The 21,262-nt window shown below is 66.4% G+C and carries 14 protein-coding genes and 2 pseudogenes; 11 read left to right on the forward strand and 5 right to left on the reverse strand.

The genetic code is table 11. The features are described 5' to 3' along the window. Positions 1-34: 34 nt before the first annotated feature. Positions 35-2,782 carry a M4 family metallopeptidase gene (locus ABDC78_RS17245; protein ID WP_178359932.1) on the reverse strand — a complete coding sequence of 916 codons (2,748 nt, stop codon included), beginning with the start codon at positions 2,780-2,782 and terminating at the stop codon, positions 35-37. 150 nt (positions 2,783-2,932) lie between these two features. Here ABDC78_RS17245 and ABDC78_RS17250 point away from each other — a divergent pair, with 150 nt between their 5' ends. Next, on the forward strand, positions 2,933-4,555 hold the full coding sequence (locus ABDC78_RS17250) for an alkaline phosphatase D family protein (RefSeq protein WP_347133115.1): 1,623 nt from the start codon (positions 2,933-2,935) through the stop codon (positions 4,553-4,555). Here the strand turns inward: ABDC78_RS17250 and ABDC78_RS17255 are convergent. Beyond that, on the reverse strand, positions 4,545-6,734 hold the full coding sequence (locus ABDC78_RS17255) for a molybdopterin-dependent oxidoreductase (RefSeq protein WP_178359931.1): 2,190 nt from the start codon (positions 6,732-6,734) through the stop codon (positions 4,545-4,547). The two genes, ABDC78_RS17250 and ABDC78_RS17255, sit on opposite strands and share 11 nt — an antisense overlap. A gap of 118 nt (positions 6,735-6,852) precedes the next feature. On the opposite strand from ABDC78_RS17255, the gene ABDC78_RS17260 reads away from it, so the two are divergent. After that, positions 6,853-7,647 carry an SDR family NAD(P)-dependent oxidoreductase gene (locus tag ABDC78_RS17260; protein ID WP_178359930.1) on the forward strand — a complete coding sequence of 265 codons (795 nt, stop codon included), beginning with the start codon at positions 6,853-6,855 and terminating at the stop codon, positions 7,645-7,647. A gap of 9 nt (positions 7,648-7,656) precedes the next feature. On the opposite strand, the gene ABDC78_RS17265 is transcribed toward ABDC78_RS17260, so the two are convergent. Continuing rightward, positions 7,657-9,105, reverse strand: a complete 1,449-nt coding sequence (locus tag ABDC78_RS17265) for an oligopeptide:H+ symporter (RefSeq protein ID WP_178359929.1) — start codon at positions 9,103-9,105, stop codon at positions 7,657-7,659. Between the two features lie 198 nt (positions 9,106-9,303). On the opposite strand from ABDC78_RS17265, the gene ABDC78_RS17270 reads away from it, so the two are divergent. The 6 genes and pseudogenes from ABDC78_RS17270 (at position 9,304) to ABDC78_RS17295 (ending at position 14,376) form a co-directional block, all read left to right on the forward strand. Then, on the forward strand, positions 9,304-10,194 hold the full coding sequence (locus ABDC78_RS17270; protein WP_178359928.1) for an alpha/beta fold hydrolase: 891 nt from the start codon (positions 9,304-9,306) through the stop codon (positions 10,192-10,194). A gap of 1,032 nt (positions 10,195-11,226) precedes the next feature. Beyond that, a pseudogene (locus ABDC78_RS17275) lies at positions 11,227-12,129 on the forward strand (bifunctional diguanylate cyclase/phosphodiesterase); the annotation flags it as partial. 17 nt (positions 12,130-12,146) lie between these two features. Then, entirely contained in the window at positions 12,147-12,677 is a 531-nt protein-coding gene (locus ABDC78_RS17280; protein WP_306172930.1) for an EAL domain-containing protein, read from the forward strand. A 45-nt stretch (positions 12,678-12,722) separates the two neighbouring features. Continuing rightward, a pseudogene (locus ABDC78_RS17285) lies at positions 12,723-13,534 on the forward strand (adenylate/guanylate cyclase domain-containing protein). Positions 13,535-13,650: 116 nt separating this feature from the next. Further along, positions 13,651-13,806, forward strand: coding sequence for a hypothetical protein (locus ABDC78_RS17290; protein ID WP_178359927.1), 156 nt, complete (start codon positions 13,651-13,653; stop codon positions 13,804-13,806). A 78-nt stretch (positions 13,807-13,884) separates the two neighbouring features. Then, entirely contained in the window at positions 13,885-14,376 is a 492-nt protein-coding gene (locus ABDC78_RS17295) for a DUF427 domain-containing protein (protein WP_178359926.1), read from the forward strand. A gap of 38 nt (positions 14,377-14,414) precedes the next feature. Here ABDC78_RS17295 and ABDC78_RS17300 read toward each other — a convergent pair whose 3' ends face one another. Beyond that, positions 14,415-15,410 (reverse strand): hypothetical protein, encoded by a 996-nt coding sequence (locus tag ABDC78_RS17300; protein ID WP_178359925.1) that lies wholly within the window; start codon positions 15,408-15,410, stop codon positions 14,415-14,417. An 811-nt stretch (positions 15,411-16,221) separates the two neighbouring features. Here ABDC78_RS17300 and ABDC78_RS17305 point away from each other — a divergent pair. Together ABDC78_RS17305 and ABDC78_RS17310 are read left to right on the forward strand one after the other, a co-directional pair. Next, positions 16,222-17,424 carry a hypothetical protein gene (locus tag ABDC78_RS17305; protein ID WP_178359924.1) on the forward strand — a complete coding sequence of 401 codons (1,203 nt, stop codon included), beginning with the start codon at positions 16,222-16,224 and terminating at the stop codon, positions 17,422-17,424. Between the two features lie 141 nt (positions 17,425-17,565). Continuing rightward, positions 17,566-17,970 (forward strand): hypothetical protein, encoded by a 405-nt coding sequence (locus ABDC78_RS17310; protein WP_178359923.1) that lies wholly within the window; start codon positions 17,566-17,568, stop codon positions 17,968-17,970. A gap of 26 nt (positions 17,971-17,996) precedes the next feature. Here ABDC78_RS17310 and ABDC78_RS17315 read toward each other — a convergent pair whose 3' ends face one another. Further along, positions 17,997-19,172, reverse strand: a complete 1,176-nt coding sequence (locus ABDC78_RS17315; RefSeq protein ID WP_178359922.1) for a geranylgeranyl reductase family protein — start codon at positions 19,170-19,172, stop codon at positions 17,997-17,999. A 367-nt stretch (positions 19,173-19,539) separates the two neighbouring features. On the opposite strand from ABDC78_RS17315, the gene ABDC78_RS17320 reads away from it, so the two are divergent. Next, positions 19,540-21,102: an HNH endonuclease signature motif containing protein gene (locus ABDC78_RS17320; protein WP_178359921.1), complete on the forward strand. Its 1,563-nt coding sequence runs from the start codon at positions 19,540-19,542 to the stop codon at positions 21,100-21,102. Positions 21,103-21,262: the final 160 nt, after the last annotated feature.

Here is a 21,262-nt window from a genome sequence, read left to right on the forward strand (position 1 = left end):
CGACCGGCCGGATGCCTCCGTGCTGGTGGATCAGTCAGGCTGCGATACCGAATGAGGCTGCAGCGCCGAGGATTCCGACGGAATCGAACGCGTCGGCGATCGCGCCGAGTTGCGGGCCGGTGAACCCGAGCGCCGTCGCGGCGCTGAGCACCGCGGCGCGACCGTCGGTGAACACCGCGCCGGGGCTCAGCCGGTACAGGGAGTGGTAGAACACCCGGGCCCAGGTTTCGTCGGAGACACCGCTGGTGGCAGCGGCCGTCATCATCCGATAGGCCGCGTGGCCGAAGATGGTGCTGTTGACGTGTTCGCCGCCGTCGTCGCCCGACCCGGTGTAGCGAGTGGCGTAGTGGTCGCGGTAGGGCCCGTACGCGGTGGTCACCGACCTGGGGTCGGCGAGATTGCGCACGACCCCGTAGTCGGAGTCCTCACCGAAGCGCCACCGGTCGGCACCGGCCTTTCCTTCGATCAGGGCGCCGAGGATGTCGGCATACGCTTCGTTGAGCGCGCCGGGCTCGCCGTAGTCGAGCACCGATCCGCCGTCGCCGACAACGTAACTCACCACTGCGTGCGTGAACTCGTGTCCGACCACGTCGAGCGCCGCCTGCAGGTATCCACTGTCCCCGTAGCCGAACTGCTGGCGGGTGGGATCCCAGAACGCGTTGGCGTAGCCGCCCACCGACGTGCGCGGGTTGTAGCGGATGCTGACCTCGATGAGCGCACCCGCACCGTCGAACGATGTCCGGCCGAGCACGTCCTCGAAGTAGTCGTAGACGACCGCGGTGTTGGCATGTGCGGACACCGCGCCTTTGTCCCAGGTGAACCAGCTGCGTTTGACCGCCGTCCCGGGCAGCACCGGTCCACCGAGACCGAAGAACGAGTACGACGTCCGGTAGGTCGTGATGTTCCGGGTGCTGTCCGACATCGTGAGATTCGTGAAGAAGAACACCCGGTTGGATTCGACGGTGATGCTGCGCTGCTCACCGAGCCAATCGGTGGCCACACTGACCACAGCGGCGTCCTGCCCGTTCGTGAGGGAGACGATGACGTCGCCCGCGTTGATCCCGTCGGCGTGGATCAGGTAGGTCGTCCCGGACGGCGTCATGTCCCCGGTGTCCGGAAGCTGCAGCACCACCCGCCACGCCAAGCTGGGCGCTACCAGGTCGTCGAGAGCGTGGACGACGAGCTCGCTGGTGAATGTGCTTCGAGTGAGCAAGGTTTCAAGGGTGTCGCCGTAAGCACCCGAGCCGAGGTAGGCGGTACCGGCGATGAGGCGGATCTCGGAATCTTCGTCAACCGTGTCGGCGGGGGTCACGTCGAATCCCTCGGCCAGCCCGCGGTAGTTGTTGAACAGACCGGTGACAGCGCCATCGGCGTCGGTCACCAGGACGACATCGCTGCCGAGAACCTGGATTCCGCCGATGCTTTCGCCGAAGCGGTAGAACTTCTCGAGGCTGTTTCCGACCCCCGCGCGGGTGGCGGTGATGGCCGCCGCGTCGACGAAACCCAGGGCGGCGCCCAGCGTGGGGGCGACGGCGTTCATCACCGCTGCGGCGTCGGCGGCCGTGGTCACCACCCGGTCGGTGAAGCGTCCGCTGATGACAGCCACCCCACCTCGGGAGTCGGTGGTCACCTCCACACCGTCGCGCGACAGCACCTCGACGAGGTCGAGGGTCGCCAGATCGTCGATCCGAGAAGGTGACGGCGCGTCGACGACGATGGTCACCCGGGTGGGGCCGGTGACGCCGAGAAGGCCGAGCAATCCGTGGACGTGGAAGGGGTTGCCGACGGAGTCGTCGATGACGATCGTGAATCGATCGCCGCGAAGGGCGGTCTCGGCATCTGGGGTGTAGGTGAAGTGACCGAACGCGTCGACGACCACGGTGCCGTGTTCCGGCGCCGCGGCGACGGTGTAGGTGAGTGCGGTGTCGTCGTAGTCGACGGCGTTGAGGCTGCCGGTGACCACACCGTCGGGCCCCGGCCCGGAGGTCGTCGCCTCAGCGGTGGGCCGCTGGTTGTTCAGGATGTACTGGCTCTGACGGACCGCGAGCCAGAGGGATTGCACGAGCGCCGACACCGGCGTCGCGGGCACCGGCAAACCGTCGGCCAGTCGCGCGAGCCCGACCCAGGTGAGTACATCGGTCACGATGGTGTCGACGGTCACCGGTCGCGCGGCGACGAGGGTGCGCAGCGTCGGGGCACTGTCCGCAAGTGCCGGCATCGCGAGTTCCCTCATGACCGGCTGCGGCGTCGGGGCAGCCGGCACCACCTCGTGGGACTCGCCCGTCGCAGCTGGACCGCTCCACGTGTGCTCGACGGCGCCGTTGGGCTCCTCGGCGGCCGGCTGCTCGTCGGACGTCACCGGCTCCGGGGATTTCCGCGGTTCGCGGGTCGACCCGGCCCCCGCGCTGTCGGTGGGAGTCGCGACGGCGGCTGTGTCGGACTCGTCGGATTGCTCGATCTCGTCGACGTCACCGGTCTCGCTGGTCTCGTCGGTCTCGCCGGCCTCGTCGTCGGGTTCGCGTGTGGCGTCGGTGTCAGCGACGCCGGCGGAGGCCCCTGCGCCGTCCCTCTTGGGGCTGACCGAGGGCTGAGATGAGTCAGAAGACGGTGACGACTCAGAAGACGGGGAGTCAGAAGTCGGGGAGTCAGAAGACGATGACGAATCGGACGGAGTTGCGGCCGCGACGCCCGGACCGACCGCCAGGCTCACCGCGATGCCGATCAGGACTACACCGGCGTAGAGCCTGCGCGTGGCCACATCGACCCCCCATGGTTGATCCATTCGGATCGCGGCACGTCGAGCAGACCGCCGTAGCACGGAAATTTACCACCCCGTAGCAAACTCCCGAGGCTTCTACGACGGATACGATCAACAGGAGGCTCGGTCGAGCCTGAAATCCGTTGCCGGACACACAACCTCTACTCTGGGCCGGTGCCTCTTCTTCTCGGCCCCATCCTGCGCCACGTCGGTGAGACGACCGCGATGGTGTGGGTACAGACGGACGCCCCCGCCGAGGTCGAGGTGCTCAACTGCGCCACCAGGACCTTCGAAGTGCAGGGCCACCACTACGCGCTGGTACCGGTGACGGGACTCGCGCCGGACTCGACGATCGAATACCAGGTCCGCGTCGACGGCACACAGGTCTGGCCCGAACCCGATTCGCAGTTCCCTCCGAGTGTGATCAGAACCCGCGGCCCCGACACCGCCGACCGACTGAGGATCATCTTCGGGTCCTGCCGCTACCCGAAGACCGGCGACGCCGCGATCGACGACAAGCTCGGACTCGACGCCCTCGACTGCTACGCCACCCGGTTGACCGCGATGCCTGCCGAAGAGTGGCCGGACGCCCTGCTGCTGCTCGGCGATCAGGTGTACGCCGACGAACTGACCCCCGAGGCACGCCGCCACCTCGCCGGGCGCCGCTCCTCCGGCAAACGCCCGCCCGACGAAGTCGTGACCTTCACCGAGTACGAGGGTCTCTACCGGCACACCTGGGGCGACCCGGAGATCCGCTGGATCCTGTCGACTCTGCCCACCGCGATGATCTTCGACGACCACGACATCCGCGACGACTGGAACACCTCCGCGGCCTGGCGTGCCGAGGTCAACGCCAAACCATGGTGGCGGGATCGCATTCGGGCCGGACTCGGTTCCTACTGGGTGTACCAACACCTCGGCAATCTGAGCCCCGACGAGCTCGCCGAGGACGAGGACTACCAGAAGGTGCTGGCCACCGACGGCGATTGCTGGCCACATCTGATCGAGCTGGCTGACCGCGCCGACACCGAGGTCGACGGCGACAAGGGCCTGCGGTTCAGTTACCGCTGGGATCTGGGCCGCAGCCGTCTCATCGTGGTCGACTCGCGCAACGCCCGGATTCTCGACAGCGGTGATCGAAAGATGCTGGGCGACCGCGAGTTCCGCTGGCTGGAAGACCAGGTCAATGACAATCTGGAGTCACTGGACCACCTCGTCATCGGCTCATCGCTGCCCTGGTTGCTACCTCCCGTCCTCGGCGATCTGCAGACAGTCAACGAGATCTCCGCCAACCGAGGCGGGGCACGGGGCAAGATCGGCGAGAAGATCCGCCAGGCAGCCGACCTGGAGCACTGGCCGGCGTTCATGAACTCGTTCCTGCGGCTGAGCAACTTGATCGTCAAAGCAGCCACCCAACCCACGCGCGGGCCTGCAACAGTGTCGGTGCTGTCCGGCGATGTGCACCACAGCTACGCCGCGCGCGCCGACTTCCCCGGCACGCCGACCGCCCGCGTGTATCAGCTGGTGTGCTCGCCGGTGCACAACTACGTTCCCAGCTACGTGAAACCCGCATTCAAGCTCGGGTGGTCGCCCCGGGTGGCTCGGATGACCCGCCGCTGGGCCCGTCGCCACGGCTCCCCTGCGCTGCCCATGTCGTGGCGCAACCTCAGCGGGCCGCTGTTCGGCAATACCATCGCGAGCCTGAATGCCAAGGGGCGCAATGCCAGTGTGGTGTTCGAGCAGCCACGCGACAACGGCGAACTGGCCACCGCCGTCAGGATTGCACTCACCGACTGACCACGTTCTCGATCGCTTCGATCCGCACGGCGATTCCGTTGAGCACCGACATCCCGGCGAGGCGCTCGAGGTCGGCCGGCGCGTTCGACGTCAACTCGTTGACGTTGGCACCACCGGAGCGGTTCGCCAACTGCCAGCCACCCTGATGCCCCCACCCGTGCGGAATGGCCACGGTGCCCGGTGCCATCTCGTCGGTGATCCGCACCTCGGTCTCGATCGCCCCGTGCGGCGACGTGATCCGCACGGCGGCACCGTCCGACAGGTTCGCAGCTGCCGCGTCGATGGGATTGACCCTGGCGCGGTGACGGCGATCGCCCTTCATCAGCGTCGGGCTGTTGTGCATCCACGAGTTCTGCGAACGCATCTCACGCATGCCGATCGCCATCAGCGGGAAGTCCGGATTGTCGGGATGCCGCTCGCCGAGACCGGCCACTTCCTGCAGGATCTCCTTCGGCGCCAGCACGACCAAGCCGTCGGGCTGTCTGACGACGTCGGCGCGGATGCCGGTGCGGGCGTGTTCGGCCAGGACGATGCCATGCGGGTTGTCCCGCAGACGCCGAGGATTGATGCCCTTGCGCCGCAGCCCGAATCGATCGCCGTAGGGCCCGATCCTCATCAGCAGTTCGACCACACGCCGAGGTGTGAGCCGCCCGATTCCACGTCGATCCAGCCAGCTGAGCACGCCGTTGAAGCGTTCCAGCGCGCCCGTGGCGAACAACGACAGGCCCATCCGGCGGGCCAACTCGTCGAAGACCTCCCATTCGTTTCGCGCCTGCCCGTACGGCGTGAGCACCGGCTCGGCGGCCTGGATGAACACCGTCGGGGAGCAGTTGGCGAAGCTGTACGGAACGTCGTAACGCTCGAGGAACGTCGCGGCGGGAAGCACGTAGTCGGCGCGACGGTTGGTTTCGTTGACATACAGATCCAGCGAGACCAGCAGATCGAGTTCGTCGAGAGCCTTCTCCAGCATCGGGCCGTTGGGCACGGTGAGCACCGGGTTGCCCGCGGTGACGAACAGTGCGCGCAACTGGCCATCCCCCGGGGTGAGGATCTCTTCGGCGATCAGCGCTGCCGGGTAGGTGCTGATCACCTCGGGCAGGTCGCCGACGCGCGATCGTGCGGTGTCATAGGTCAATCTGCCTGCCTTCTCCCCCATGTCCTCCAACGGAATCACCGCCTGGGAGAACAACATTCCGCCGGCTCGGTCGAGATTGCCGGTGACGATGCTCAGGGCGTCGAGCAGGAAGCTGACCAGCGTGCCGTGCCTGCCCAGACAGGCGCCGGTGCGGCCGTAGGCCACCGCGCTGGGTGCCGCGGCGAAATCCCGGGCCAGGCTGCGCACCACGTCGGCCTCGACGCCCGTGCGGTTGCGGGTGTCTTCAGGCGGGTAGCGCAACACGATCTCGCGCAATGCCCGCCACCCGGTCGTCTGCTCGGCCAGTGCGGTGGTGTCAGCGAGGTCTTCGGCGAAGATCACGCAGAGCATGGACAACAGCAGCCATGCGTCGGAGTCCGGGCGCACCGGCAGGTGCTCGTAGACGCGGGCCGTCTCGGTGCGCCGCGGATCGACCACCACCACGCGCCCGCCGCGGCGCGTGATGGCAGCGAGGTCGTCCTTGATGCGTGGCGTGCGCACGGCACTTCCGTGGGAGACCAGCGGATTGGCGCCCAGCATGAACAGGAAGTCGGTGCGCGGCAGGTCCGGGAACGGGATCTGGCTCGCCGCACCGTAGAGCAACTTGCTCGCGACGAAACGCGAGTTGATGTCCTGGGAACCCGACGAGTACTGGTGGTGGCCACCCAGTCGGGTGAGGAAGATGCCCGACCACAGACCGGTGGCGTAGCCGAAGGCGATGGGGTTGCCGAAGTACTGGCCGACTGCGCTGCCGCCGTGCTCGGCGACGATGCGCGTGAGACGGCCCGCGATGTCGTCGAGGGCCTCATCCCAGCTGACCTCGTCGAAGGTGCCGTCCGGGCGACGGCGAAGTGGAGAGAGCACCCGGTCGGGATCGTTCTGGATCTCGGAGAACGCAATACCTTTGGGGCACGCCCTGCCCCGCGACAGCGGATTGTCGGGGTCGGGTCGCAGGGACTGCAGACGACCGTCCTCGACGGTGGCGATCATGCCGCACAGCGCTTCGCAGATCCGGCAATAGGTGACGTGTTGCTCGACAGCCATGAAGGCCCTTTCTGTCAGCTCCTAGAGTCGCACCCTCGTCGCCCGAACGCTAGACAAATCGGCGAAAGTGTTCACTGTGCACGCTTCGGGTGCGCACCCGGGTGCGTACTATCCGATGATGGAACTGCGGGGAAAAAGAGTCCTGATCACCGGGGCATCGCGAGGGATCGGCGAGGCGCTCGCGCACGGCTTTGCAGGCGCCGGTGCCAACGTGGCGCTCGTCGCCCGAACCCAATCCGCCATAGAAGCGCTCGCGGCCGAACTGGGCGGCTCCGCGCACGCGGCCGACCTGGCCGATCCGACGCAGGTCGCAGGCCTGATATCGCGCATCGAGGATGAAGTCGGACCGGTGGATGTGCTGGTCAACAACGCCGGGATCGAGAGCACGGCCGGCTTTGTCGATGCGCCCGACGATGAGCTGCGCCGGGTCACCGAGGTGAACTATCTCGCCCCCGCCGAACTGTGCCGCCAGGCCGTCCCGCGCATGCTTCGTCGGGGCGGCGGGCATATCGTCAACGTGTCGTCGATGGCCGGGTGCTCGGTGTTCCCCGGGCTTGCCACCTACTGCGCGTCGAAGGCGGCACTGTCTCACTTCACGGCGGGTCTGCGCGCCGACCTGCGCGGGTTGCCCATCGGCACCACCCTGGTCGAACTCGGCCCGATCCCCACCGATCTGCTCGCCAAGGCCGACGCGTTCGAGCCGACCGCCAAATCCTTTGAGCGGCTGTACCGGACACGCATGTTGGTCAAGGTGCCCCGCGAGACGGTGTCCGAGAAGGTGGTCGAGGCCGTGCGCAAGGGCCGCAAACACGTGCGGATCCCCCGGCGTGCCGCCGCCTTCCCGATCCTGTCCGAAATGCCCCGGCGGGCAACGGAGATCGTCCTCACCGGGGTCCCCCACCAAGCGAGGTAGCCGGATCGGTCAGTGCACGCCCTCCATCTGGCTGCTGATCCACGGCGCGATGAAGAAGACCACCACACCGGCCACCACAGCGACCGCGCCCAGGATGCCGAAGTAGCCGACCTCGCGCGACGCGTCGTAGTAGGTCGACAGCACCCCCGACATCGACGTGCCGATGCCGACCGAGAAGAAGTACAGGGCCATCATCTGCGCGCGGAACGCGTCCGGGGCCAGCTTGGTGGTGACCGACAGTCCGATCGGTGAGAGCAGCAGTTCCGACACCGCGAACACCCCGAGGATCAGCATGACCAGCAGTGCCGGTACCGCGCTGATGGCCGCCAGCGGGATGAAGCACAGAAAAGCCAGGCCCATGCCGATGACGCCGTAGGCGAACTTGCGCGGCGTGGTGGGTGCCCGGTTGCCCAACCTCGTCCACATCAGCGCGAACAGCGGTGACAGCACGATGATCCACACCGGTTCGATCGACCCGATCCAACTCGAGGGCGCGACCCATCCGAAGATGGACCAGTTCATCCGCTCGTCGGAGTAGACCGCCAGCACGGTGAAGATCTGCTGGAACAACGACCAGAAGATGGCGTTCGCGACAAAAAGCGGGATGAAGGCCCGCACCCGCACCCGCTCCGGGGCGGTGACCTTGTCACTGTTCAGCAGGATCGCGAAGTAACCGATCGAGGCGACGACGATGACACCGGTGGTCACCTGCGACAGGTTCGCCAGAGTCACCAGCTTCAGCGCGATCGCCACCGCGACCACCGTCAGCACGACGACGAACACCCCGACCGTCTTGCCGATAGCGCTGCGCGGCAACGGGTTCGGGACATGACGGCCGTGTTCGCCCAGGTTTCGGCGGAACACCACGTACTGGGCCAGACCCAGCGCCATCCCGATGGCGGCCGCGCCGAACCCGTAGTGGAAGCCGACGTGGGTCTGCAACAGGCCGGTGATCAGCGGACCGACGAACGCCCCCAGGTTGATGCCGAGATAGAACAGCGTGAAACCGCCGTCGGCGCGCGGATCACCCTTGTCGTAGAGGGTGCCCAGCAGCGACGATGCGTTGGCCTTCAACGCACCCGAACCCAGCGCCACCAAGACGAGGCCCGCGCCGACGCCGGTCAGTCCCGGCAATACCGCCAGCGCGATGTGGCCGAGCATGACGACGACGCCGCCATAAAAGACCGTGCGTTCCATGCCGAGAAGCCGGTCGGCAACCCACGCACCGAGCACGGTGGAGAGGTACACGAGTCCGCCGTAGGCGCCGACGATGCCGGTCGCGGTGCTCTGCGGCAGCCCGAGCCCACCGTCGGTCGCCGAGTAATAAAGGTAATACCCCAGGATGGTGAGCATCCCGTAGAACGAGAACCGTTCCCACAATTCGACACCGAAGAGGTTGGTCAATCCGATCGGATGACCGAAGAGCGTGCGCTGATGATCCTGCTCACGAGTAGCCATGCCGATACCCTGCCCCCTTCAGGCCCGGAATGGGACCCGGCTACCCGGAATTCTGCGGGGCCTCGATCTGTGGGGAGTACCGTGCAGTCGTGTGACGCGCTGAGGCTGAAGTCGGCGACGTGACCCTGCCGACTGTCGCCCGGTCAGACCGTCGTTGTCTGCAACCATGGGATGAGCGGTCCAGAGGAGATGTCGCATATGAGCGAGATGAAGTTTTTGGATCTGCACGGCGATCGGGTCGCCTACCAGGACGCCGGTAGCGGCGACGAGGCGTTGTTGCTGATCCACGGCATGGCCGGTAGTTCCGAGACCTGGCGTGCGGTGATCCCCCAACTGTCGAAGAAGTACCGGGTGATCGCACCCGACCTGCTGGGACACGGTCAGTCCGCCAAACCCCGCAGCGACTACTCGCTGGGTGCGTTCGCCGTGTTGCTGCGGGACCTGCTCGACGAGTTGGGCATCTCAGGAGCCACGGTCGTCGGCCAATCGCTCGGCGGCGGCGTGGCGATGCAATTCGCCTACCAGCACCGCACCTACTGTCGGCGACTGGTTCTGATCAGCAGCGGTGGCCTCGGCCCGGACGTCGGCTGGACGCTTCGCCTGCTGTCCGCCCCGGGAGCCGAGCTGTTACTGCCGGTCATCGCGCCCCCGCCCGTGGTGACGGCGGGCAACAAAGTGCGTTCCTGGCTCTCGGCGGGAGGCATCGAATCTCCGCGCGGCGCAGAGATGTGGAGCGCCTACACCTCCCTCGCCGATTCGCAGACCCGCCAGGCCTTCCTCAAGACCCTGCGTTCGGTCGTCGACTACCGCGGACAATCGGTGAGCGCCCTGAACCGGCTGTATCTGACCTCCGATATGCCGACGATGGTCATCTGGGGTGACCAGGATCGGATCATTCCGATCGAGCACGGATACGCTCTCCGCGACGCGCAACCCGGGTGTCGGCTCGAAGTCCTCGGTGGCGTCGGCCACTTCCCCCACGTGGAACGGCCCTTTGCCGTCGCAGACCTGATCGACGACTTCGTCGACACGACGAACCCGCCCCCCGAAGCCGTCGACTCGCCGCTCACGGAGCATCCCGCCGACTGACCGGGACCCGTCGGCGCAAGTTTGCCGACACCGGGTCGCCACCGTGCCGGCAATGCAGGTGAATGAGCAGGCGCACGGCCAGTTCATGAGCTAGCGTCAATAACCGTCGCTCGAGGCGGAACTGTTGCTGTGCTGCCGGGAGCGCACTGAGCAGTCACAGGGCATGGGAGCGCAGTGGGTATCGGCGGACACCGGCCTCGGGCGAGGCCGTCGATCATCATCCCGGCAGGGCTTGCCGCCTTGCTGGCGGTGGTGCTCGTCCTCGACGAGGGCAGCGCAGTCGTGCGCGTCGTCGACGATCTCGCCGTCCTCGCGCTGTCGACCTGGGCCGCGGTGTGCTCCGGCCTGGCCGCCCGGGCCACCCGGGGCCGAATACGTACGGCATGGACGTTCATGGCGGCGGGGCTGGCCGCGTGGGCCGTCGGCGACCTGATCTGGCTGGTGACCGAGAACGTCCTCCACGTCTCGCCGTTCCCATCGCCCGCCGATCTGTTCTACCTGCTGTTCCCTCTCCTGGCCGCCCTGGCGATGGCGCAGTTTCCCGCCGTGCTGCGTCAGTCGCGACTACGCATCGTGCTCGACGGTGCGACGGTCGCGCTGTGCGTGTTCCTGCTGCTGTGGATCATCTGGTTGCAGGACGTCTACGACGCGTATCGCGAAGACGGGCTGGCACTCGGCTTGGCGTTGGCCTACCCGATGGCGGATGTGCTGGGGCTGTCGATCGCCGTGGCGGTCCTCGCCCGCGCACCCGCCCGACAGCGCGCCGTTCTGTCCTTGCTCACCCTCGCGCTGCTCCTGACGACGCTCACCGACAGCGCATTCGCCTACCTCGTCGCCGGCGACCGCTACGCCACCGGCAACCTGATCGACATCGGCTGGGCCGCCGCCCTCGTCGTCTTCACCGCGGCGGCGGTACGGAGTCGCACCACCCCGCCCCCCGTCGCGCCGCCGGTCACCGTCCCGTCCAACTCGTCGCTGTGGGTCCCCTACGTTCCGCTCCTGCTGGCAGGCACCGTGGGACCGGCGCTGGTGATGACAGGACTGGAACGGATCATCGTGCCTTTCATCACCACCGCAGTCTGCGTGCGACAGGCCGTTGCGGCATGGGAGAACCGGCGGCTACTGCTGGCGGCGGCCGATCAAGCGCTTCGGGATCCGCTGACCGGGCTGGCCAATCAGGCGTTGTTCCATGATCGGCTGGCGCACGCGATGATGCTGAAGCTGCGCGACGACCGCTCGGTGGCGGTGGTGTCGCTGGACCTCGACGACTTCAAGCTCGTCAACGACAGCCTCGGACATCCGACCGCGGACAGCCTGCTGGTGCATGCAGGCCAGCGGGTTGCCGACTGCGCGCGCCCGGGTGACACCGTGGCCCGCCTCGGCGGGGACGAGTTCTCCCTGCTGCTGGAAAGCGAGGTCGACGATTCGCATCTGGTTGCGCAACGCGTGATCGAAGCGTTCAACAAGCCGTTCGACGTCGACGGGCACAACATCTTGATGAATCCCAGCGTCGGGGTCGCGGTGGCCCCCGCCGACGAGCCGGAACTGACGCCGGAGGCACTGATCACACGCTCTGAGATGGCGATGCACGCGGCGAAACGATCCCGTTCGTCGCGGGTACACACCTTCAGCGCGGACATGGTGACCGACCCGGATGCCACGGGATCAGCGGCCGGCGACCTCGGTCAGGCTCCCTTCGACGGCGCGGCCCAGGTGCGGCTGCTCGGAGAGCTGCGGCGCGCCATCGACGCCGGGGTCTTCAAGGTGGTGTACCAACCGAAGTTCGACCTGAAGACCGGTCGTGTCGTCGGCGTCGAGGCGCTGCTGCGGTGGCCGCACCCGGAGTTGGGAATGTTGCGTCCGGATGCGTACATGTCGCTGGTGAGAGAACACGGGCTGATGCGGCCGGTGACCGACATGGTGCTCGACAAAGTCGTCAACGATGCCAATCGATGGATGGCGCGCGGCGCGCAGATACCGGTGGCGGTGAACCTGTTCGCGCCGTTCCGCGTGACACCCGGTTGCCCGACACACTGTGTCGGGCATTGGAACGCGGCGGACTTCCCGCCGAGTGCCTCACGGTGGAAATCACCGAAGACCTGGTTCTCACCGACATCGGCCTGGTTACCGAGGTGCTGCGAAGGTTGCGTAGCGAGGGAATCCGGGTCGCGATCGACGACTTCGGCAGCGGTTATTCGGCGCTGTCCTACCTCCGCGATCTGACGATCGACGAGATCAAACTGGACCGCAACTTCATCGCGCCGGTGACCAGCAACATCCGCGCCGCCGCCGTCGTTCGCGCGGTCATCGAACTCGCCCATGACCTGCAGATCACCGTCGTCGCCGAGGGCATCGAGGATGCCGCAACGGCGAGCTGGCTGCGTGACCGCGACTGCGACGTCGGCCAGGGCTATTACCTCGGCAAGCCCATCGACGCCGCCGGAGTCCCGGACCTGGTCGGTTTCGCCGCGCACCTGCGGTGACCGCACGAAGGGCACACTGAGCGAGTGCAGATCGCGCTGGTGGTCATGGTGGTGCTCGAGCTCGCGGGGTTGGTCACACTCGGCGTGCTGCTCGTCGTGTCGCGCCGACAGTTGGCGGGCACGCGCAGAGAACTCCGCCGCCGTCGCGAAGCTGTCGCCCCTAAGGCCCGCCAGAGCAACAGGCGTCCACTGGGTGTCGCGCCGCTCGCCGTGAAGACCGTGGTGCACACGCTGGCGAGCGCGGATTCGCTCATTCGGAAGGGCATCGTCGGGTCGGTACGCACGTCGATCGAGGATCTGGCCGGCTGGGCACGCATCGAGCGGCCTGATCTCGCCAGCATCACCTCCGACGGCCAGGTCGTCCTGGTCTTCTCCGACATCGAGGGTTCCACCGAGCGAAACGAATTGTTGGGCGACAGCGCATGGGTGAAAGTCCTCGAACGGCACAACACGCTGATCCAGCGGCGAGTGGCCGAGCACCACGGCTACGTCGTGAAGAACCAGGGGGACGGCTTCATGATCGCCTTCGCCGACCCCGGTGATGCGGTGCGCTGCAGCGTCTCCGTCCAGCAGGCTCTGCTGCAGCACCCCGAGCGATACGACGACATCCGTGTCCGAATCGGTGCGCATGCAGGCTCATCCGTCCGTCGCGGTGACGACCTGTTCGGTAGGATGTCGCGATGGCGGCACGGATTGCAGACCTGGCCGGCGGCGGCGAGATCCTGGTCAGCCAGGAACTGCGCGACGCACTCGACGGTGCGGACGGCGTCGAGTTCGACGCACCGCTCGAAGTGGAGTTGAAGGGCCTACGCGGCACCCAGACCGTGCACGCGGTAAGCATTCCTACCCTTCGCTGACCTGGCGCTTTGCTTGGGGAACGGGCGACCAGGCGAACGGGAGTTTGAAATCGACGGATCGGGCAATTCCTTACGGGACAATTACACACGCTTCACATAACGGATCGGATTAACGAATGATCGTGCTCGGCGTCATCCTCCTGCTGATCGGCTATTTCACCAGCCTCTCAATCCTCTACACGATCGGCGCAATCCTCGTGGTGGTCGGTGTCGTTCTGTGGATCCTCGGCGCAGTCGGCAAGCCCGTCGGTGGTCGAAAAGTCTGGTTCTAGACGTCAGGGACACCCGGCGGCGGTTCTTCACGGTTTCGGCCGTGTCCCGCCGCCGGGTGCGTCCCTAGACTCGGTGACATGCCTGTACCTGAAAAGCCGCGGCCCGGCCAAGAGTCGGTGTGGGACTACCCGCGGCCTCCCCTGCTCCAGGAGTTCGCCGGTTCGATCACCGTCGAACTGGGCGGACAAACCATCGCCCGCACAGATCGGGCCTGGCGGGTCCTGGAAACCAGCCATCCGCCCACCTACTACCTCCCTCGCGCAGCCTTCGCGACCGGAGTTCTTCGCCCTACCGCCGGATCCTCCTGGTGTGAATGGAAAGGGCAGGCAAGCTATTTCGATCTGGTGACCCCGGCGGCCGTCGCTTCCCGTGCCGCATGGACCTATCTGGAGCCGACACCGACGTTCGGCGCGATCGCCGGCGCCCTCGCCGTCATGCCCTCTCTGGTGGACCGGTGCACCGTCAACGGCGAAGAGGTCGTACCTCAGCCGGGCGGCTTCTACGGCGGCTGGATAAACAGTTGGCTCGCAGGACCGTTCAAGGGTGTGCCCGGCTCCATGGGCTGGTGACGATCCCCGCCATCATCCCCGCTGACCCACACGCACTCTCAGTCGTCCGCCGCGCTCTTTCTCGTGGGCTTCTCGGAGTCGGAGTCGGAGTCCTTGGACGGCGCTGAGCCTGTCTCGTCGGAGGAGCTGCCGGCTTGCCGCGCCTCACCTTTCGCCCGCTTCTCTGAGCCGCTCAGGCGGTCGCCCCGATTTCCACGGGGCCCCGAATCGTCACCTTCTGCGGCGTCCTCGTCCTTTTGGCTCTCGTCCTTTTGGCTCTCGTCCTTTTGGCTCTCGGACTCCTGGCCGACTTCACTATCCTCGTCAGCCTTGCTCTGCCCCAGGTCCGTCGCCGAGTCCTCGGAACCGGCGTCCTCGTCGGGGACCGAGTCGTCGGCGGGGTCGGCAGGTTCGTCTGCAGCGATCGCCTGCGAGGTTTCCGGCATTTGGTCAGATTCCGGCACCGGGTCGAACGGGACGACGAGGTCCCGACCCGGCTGTGGAGGCAGTGGGCGGCGCCAGTCCAGCGGCCGGTCCAGCGGTGGCCGGTTGGGCAGGGCGACGATCGGCGGCAGCCCCGGAATGGCGAGATAGAGCTGATCGACGACGACGTACACCGCGGAAAGTGCGACGTCGTAGGCGAACTCGCCGAGATTCTCGAACAGCCCTTCGCCGCGCATCACGTCGGTGCTGTTGAAGATGGCACTCGCCAGAATGCTCTCGCCGAAGTTGAACGCGATATATACCTGCTTGCCGAGATAGCCGAACTGATTGGCGAACTCGTGGAAATCGGTGCGGACCGCCCTGCGGAACGCGATGAATTCGTCGTCGATCTGATCCGCGACCACGGCGGGGTCTTCGGCTACAGCAGCGGTCGGCGCGTTGTCGGCGCGGTCGCCTTCGTCATCGGTGGTGATGCCGGCCTCGTCGGCGATGACACCGGCGACTGCCGCCCTCAGGGCGTCACGGGTGTGATCGCCCGGCTCCGCCAGGATTGTGCCGCCCGTCGTCGACGCCGCAGTCCGACCCGCGGCGTTGTTTGGCGCGAGCACCACCCCCAGAGGATGCAGAGCCCGTGTAGACGCCGTCAGATTCACTGACGTCGACCAACTGTTCACACCACCGGATGACGGCGCGGGCCGCTCCTCCGGTGTGGCCAAGAGCGTGGCTCCGGTGACCGCTGCGACCGCTGCGACCGCGCCTGATCGAACGATGATTCCCATGATTCTCCCCCTTGTCGACACCCCGTCCCGTTCGCCAAGGTAACACCCCGCGCCACCCAACGGAAGGACCTCGATAGTTTGCTGACTCGCGCCCTGCCGAGGAGATGCCTCGTTCAGCCAGATTTGCTGACCGCCGTGGCCCGGTTGACGAATCCGTTAAATCTCTGAGTAGTCTCCCTGGCTTCCGGCCAGCTTGGACATATCGCTCAACACATCTGCACACTGGTGGCCTGCCGCAGTCACGGGAGCTGTTCATTCACAATGGATTACACACAGAATGACGGCTGAATGTTCGGCAGAGCACCCAGAAAGCAGGAAGCACAGGGCATTCGGTACGGCTGAGGCCCCGACTACCACCTGCAGTGCGCACCGACGGCGCCGGAGACGGATGAGCTGCGACGCTCGAAGTAGCAGTCCACTCGCGACTCAGCGCATTTGCGACATTCTGGTGAGCGCGGTTGAACACACCGCAACGCTCCGGTCGACCACACTCGCCTGGTCCCCATGCCGAAGGCGCTTGAACCCGGTCACCCATCGCTCAGTTGCTCATGTGCGGGTTCTACAGCAGAAAAACCCTGTAAAGCTGCCCGGGACCGCGTAAGTTCGACCGGGGGCGGTGGGTCGAACGAGGTGGGGAATCACGATGAAGGGTCCGGGGCGCGCGCTGGTTGCGACGGGTGTCGCCGCACTGACCGGTGGCGCGCTGGTGTTCACGCCGTCGGTACTGCCGGCAACGATGCCCACCCTCGAGGTCGTCCGACCGGTGAACTACGCCGCGCACACCGCTCCGGGCGCGGCGGCGGAGCGGTCGACGGCGGAAGATGTGAAGGCTGCGCTGACGCTGATCGGGCAACTCGGCCCGGGAGTCGACACCCCGACGGTGCATGTTGTCGATTCAGCGGCCGCTGCACCGGCGGTCCCCTTCGCCAATCACAGGGTGCTCGCGGCGCTCGCCGAACAATCATCACTAGGCCGCGCGGCGATCACCACACTCGAGGAACCGGTCGTACTCAACGCTGCGTCAGACCTCATCGACGGCGTGTACTCCTTCACCAGGTACTGGGCGAACTACGTCTCGTTGGAGCTGGGCCCCTGGCTGATCAACTGGATTCCGTTCGGATACCTGATCTCTGACCAGATCTACATCTGGTACCCGAACTTCGTGCTGCCCACCGTCGACAGCTTCGTCTACGACTTTCTCGACCCGGTGGTCAACAATCCGCTGAACCTGGCCGTGTGGCTCGACGGAATCGGCGACATCATCAACACGGCGGTCACCGGGGTCGTCAACGGGATCGTCGCCGAGATCGACTACGTCCTGGATTTCGGCTGGTTCCCGTTTCCGTTGCCGCCGTTGCCCGATCTGCCTCTGCTGGGACCCGCGTCGGAGTCGACGACTGCCGCGGCCGCACCGCTGTCGACCGAGTCCGTTCCCGCGTCCGTCACCGACGAATCGCTCGTAGGTGCGCCCGGGGAGCAGGCCGTCGACTCGGACAGCACCGGCGAGACGGAAGCCCCAGCGCAGAAGAGGACCGAGGACGAGGGCGGCGTCGAGACCGAAACTGCGATCGACGAACAACCTGAACAGGCCGACAGGACAGTCGAGGACACCGACGAATTCGGTGACGAGACCGATGAATCCGGCGACAACACGGGCAGCGAGGCACCCGACCAGCCGGACGGTATCGCCGACGAGGAAAACGAGCCCGATGACGGCTCCGGCGATGAAGAGCAGTCCGATACCGAGGGCACCGAAGGTCCCGCTCCGGACACCGACTCCGACGAGCAGTCTGGTGACAACGACAACGACGGCGACGACGCGGGCACGTCGGGTTCACAGGACTGAGACCGGCCGACGTCAGCAATTGGTAACCGCCAGAGCCGTATTCGCTCGGTGGTCTCGCTGCTAGCGTGGTCGTAGCTTCAGAAGGAGGCGGGCCACGGGGCGATCACCCTCGCCCTCACTCCGAAAGAAGGATTCATGCCGATGGCCGCACTTCGCACAACACGAGTCCGGGCTCTGTGGGTTGTCCCTTGCACAGTCGCCGCAGCAGCACTGATCTCCGGCGCAGGCGTCGCCAACGCAGATCCGAACGATCCGGCGCTACCCGAGGTGGCTGCCGACGGACAGATCCGCTCAGAACCAGCGGCACGCATCCAAGCCGGTGAGGTCTGTGTGCCGAACCTGGGCACGCTGGCCACGTCGCAGGTGCGTACGTTCGAGCAGGGCGTTCCCAACCAGATCATCGAGGAGTCCGGCCCCGAGTGGGTCGGTTCTGACGGGTTGTTCGCGGTGGGCCTCGCTCCCGCAAACCCGTTCGGCGGCAACTTCGACTCTCAGAACGCGGCCACGGGCCGCGCGTGCGGTCCGGTGATCGCCAACGGATTCTGACCTGAAATACTCTGTGCCGCAGGATCTCAGCTGCCCGACATCGTCCCCTCCCAGAACAACAGGCGCGCCCGGAACCCGGGATGGCTTGCCCTGTCGAGCACCTTCAGCCCGGTGTTGGTGAGCGCGGGGACACCGACCAGTTTGTGGAAGAACCGCCCGCGGCGGTATTCCCTGCCCCAGGTCGCCTCGATGATCTGGCTGTAGTTGGTGAAGTCATCGGGACCGTTGTTGGTCAGGGCAGCGATGGCGCTCTCCCCGGCAGCCAGTCCGGACTGCAACGCCTTGGAAATGCCTGCGCCCGACACCGGCCGCGCCGCACCGAGCGCGTCACCGGCGAACAGAACTCCGGGGCGCCACGGTGGCCAGACGTTGAATCCCATGGGCAGGCGCCAACCTTGGAGTGCCTTCGACTTCTGGAGTTCGGCGACGGGAGGCAGCTCCCATTCGGCGGGCAGGGTGGCCATGAACTCGCCGAGGAGCTGAGCGGAGTTGATCTGGCGCCAGTTCTTGTAGCTGTTGACATACCCCAGACCGATGTTGACTCGGCCATCGCCGACGGGGAAAACCCAACCGTATCCGGGCAGCTGGTCGCCGTTGAACGTCAGTTTCAGGTGGATGTCGAGGCTGTCGGAGTCCGGGCGGTTGGCCGGCATCTCGGCTCGGATGGCGATCGCTGTGTAACTGGTGTGTGGGGAGTCCAGGTGAAGCGCCTGCTTCACCGGCGAGTACGCACCATCGGCGGCGATAACCGCGTCGGCCAGGATCTTCTCACCGCTCTTGAGCTCGACCCCGGTCACCCGGCCGTCACCGTCGAGCACCGCGCCGACGACCTCTGCGGATTGACGCACCTCGGCGCCAGCGGACTCGGCATGCTTGAGCAGCAGGGTGTCGAGCTCGCGACGAGAGACACCGTGGCCGTGGTCGGGCATCCCGGGCCGGCGCGGAAATGACAGCTCCCATTCGCGGGGACTGAATATCGTGGCCCGGTTGAGGCGATGGAACTTGTCGACCTCGTCAGCCAAACCCATCTTCTGCATGAAGCTGACCGCACGTGGCGTCAGGCCGTCTCCGCAGGGTTTGTCACGGGGGAACTCGGCTTTGTCGAGAAGCACCACCCGCGCCCCCGTTTGCACGGCCTGCCACGCCGCCGCTGAACCGGCGGGCCCACCACCCGCGACCACCACGTCGTATCGCTGCGTCATCCGGTCCTTCTCTCTGGTCTCCGCGGCAGTCGTGATGTCGGTTCGGTGCCACGGCGTCACTGGTCGGGTAGCTCGTTGCCGGAGGAGCCGCTGCCTGACTGTCTCTGCCAGACCCAGAATGCGCGCAGACGCTGATCTACAGCACCGACCGGACAGCGAGGCAATTGTTTCGTCATCAATGGGAAGTGTTTGCGGCACCGTAAGTTTCGGCGCCGGTTGTGGTGAGCTGGTCCGAGGTTGGCGCCCGCGGACGACCCCTACCCACACAGTTCTGGCTGCCGCCTCGAAAGCCCCGATGGTCACTCGGATCCGTTGTGTCACTTCAGTTTCAGCAGTCACACCGTTGCCCGGATTTGTCGGTGGTCGAATGTATGTTCGAAGCATGTCGGAGGCGGGTTTGCAGGAGGCGGTGACCGCGTTACGGGCCGCCTTCGACGCCGTGGCCGCCTGCGACATCGACCTGTTGACCCGCGCGGAGTTGATCGGGCCCCTCGACGATCTGCAGACCCTGACCTGTCAGCTCCCCAGCGTGAGTCAGCGGCTGCTGGCCCGGCTGCAGACCGAGACCACTCCACAGCAGCTGGGTGCCAAGTCCTGGAAAGACGTCCTGACCGTCCGCTGGCGCATCTCAGCTGCTGAGGCGAATCGTCGCCTCAACGAGGCCGCGGTGTTGGCGCCGCGACGCACCATCACCGGCGAACCCCTCCCCGCCGCACTGCCGGCGACCGCGGCCGCCCAAGACCTCGGGCTGATCACCAGCGAGCATGTCGCGGTGATCCGCGCCGCGGTCACAAAGTTGCCGGGTTTCGTCGACGCGGCCACCGCCGCCCAGTTCGAAGTCGACCTGGTCCGCGTCGCGGTCGGAGTGGGGCCGAAGGAACTCAAGGAGACCGCCGCGCTGAGGTTGTTCCTGCTCGACCAGGACGGCCCCGAACCCGATGACACCGAACGCGCCCGCACCCGCGGGCTATCGGCAGGGAAACAACAGCGCAACGGCAACATCCCCGTCCGAGGGGAGTTGACCCCTGAGGCGTGGGCGACTCTGGAGGCGATCTTCGCCAAGTTCGCCGCCCCCGGGATGTGCAACCCTGATGACCCTGAGCCGTGCACGTCGGGAACACCGAGTCAGGCCCAGATCGACAACGACCACCGCAGCCTGGCCCAACGCCAACATGATGCGCTGGTGGTCATCGGGCGGATCGCGTTGATGAGCGGCCTGGGCGACCTCAACGGGCTCCCGGTATCGATCATCATCCGCACCACCCTCCAAGACCTCGAGAGCAGGGCCGGGGTCGGTGTCACCGGCGGCGGCACCATCATCCCGATCAAAGACGTGATCCGTCTCGGCGCCCACGCCCACCACAGCCTCGCAGTGTTCGACGGCGCCACCGGATCCGCGCTGGACCTGTTCCGCACCAAACGCATCGCCTCCCCCGCCCAGCGACTCATGCTCATCGCCCGAGACGGCGGCTGCACCAAACCGTGCTGCACCGTCGGCGCCTACGGCACCCAGGTTCATCACGTCACCGCTGACTGGGCGGCCGGCGGCAACACCAACATCGACGACCTCGGCCTCGCGTGTGGACCCGACAACCGCCTCGTCAACACCCACGGCGGCTGGACCACCCGGATGAACGACCGCCACGAAGTCGAATGGATCCCACCACCGGGACTGGACACCGGCCAAACACGAATCAACTACTACCACCGCCCCGAAGCCCTCCTCCGCCCACCAGAAGAACCCCAAGCACCTGAGTTCGCCGAATCGCGCGACCTCGAGTCGGCCGAACCTGATTCGCCCGACCCCGCATCAGTCACCCCTGAAAAGCGCGACCCCGAACCCATCACCCCCGAACAAATCGACCCCCAACCGAGCGACCACACCAGCGAACCCGGCGGACCCGCACCCCCCGACAACCAAGCAGCCTGAGCACCGGGCTCCTCCACCGGGTTACGACCGGCGGCATGGGGGCACGGGTCCCCTTGTCGCCAACACATGGTGCTGAGCCGCGCGCTGTGGTCCAACGCAGACACAGCCGGCCTGTGAGCGATTCGTGGGCGCACGCGGCAGGAGAGCGAGATCAGGTGCA

The organism is Mycobacterium sp. DL (assembly GCF_039729195.1).
In the GTDB taxonomy this organism is placed as follows: Bacteria; Actinomycetota; Actinomycetes; order Mycobacteriales; family Mycobacteriaceae; genus Mycobacterium; species Mycobacterium hippocampi_A.

Excerpts from the sequence above, each read along its gene's own strand:
- ABDC78_RS17255 (WP_178359931.1), bottom strand. The coding sequence starts at position 6,734 with ATGGCTGTCGAGCAACACGTCACCTATTGCCGGATCTGCGAAGCGCTG.
- ABDC78_RS17245 (WP_178359932.1), bottom strand. The coding sequence starts at position 2,782 with ATGGATCAACCATGGGGGGTCGATGTGGCCACGCGCAGGCTCTACGCC.
- ABDC78_RS17310 (WP_178359923.1), top strand. The coding sequence starts at position 17,566 with ATGGCCGCACTTCGCACAACACGAGTCCGGGCTCTGTGGGTTGTCCCT.
- ABDC78_RS17315 (WP_178359922.1), bottom strand. The coding sequence starts at position 19,172 with ATGACGCAGCGATACGACGTGGTGGTCGCGGGTGGTGGGCCCGCCGGT.
- ABDC78_RS17305 (WP_178359924.1), top strand. The coding sequence starts at position 16,222 with ATGAAGGGTCCGGGGCGCGCGCTGGTTGCGACGGGTGTCGCCGCACTG.
- ABDC78_RS17265 (WP_178359929.1), bottom strand. The coding sequence starts at position 9,105 with ATGGCTACTCGTGAGCAGGATCATCAGCGCACGCTCTTCGGTCATCCG.
- ABDC78_RS17260 (WP_178359930.1), top strand. The coding sequence starts at position 6,853 with ATGGAACTGCGGGGAAAAAGAGTCCTGATCACCGGGGCATCGCGAGGG.
- ABDC78_RS17270 (WP_178359928.1), top strand. The coding sequence starts at position 9,304 with ATGAGCGAGATGAAGTTTTTGGATCTGCACGGCGATCGGGTCGCCTAC.
- ABDC78_RS17280 (WP_306172930.1), top strand. The coding sequence starts at position 12,147 with ATGGATGGCGCGCGGCGCGCAGATACCGGTGGCGGTGAACCTGTTCGC.
- ABDC78_RS17295 (WP_178359926.1), top strand. The coding sequence starts at position 13,885 with ATGCCTGTACCTGAAAAGCCGCGGCCCGGCCAAGAGTCGGTGTGGGAC.
- ABDC78_RS17290 (WP_178359927.1), top strand. The coding sequence starts at position 13,651 with ATGATCGTGCTCGGCGTCATCCTCCTGCTGATCGGCTATTTCACCAGC.
- ABDC78_RS17320 (WP_178359921.1), top strand. The coding sequence starts at position 19,540 with ATGTATGTTCGAAGCATGTCGGAGGCGGGTTTGCAGGAGGCGGTGACC.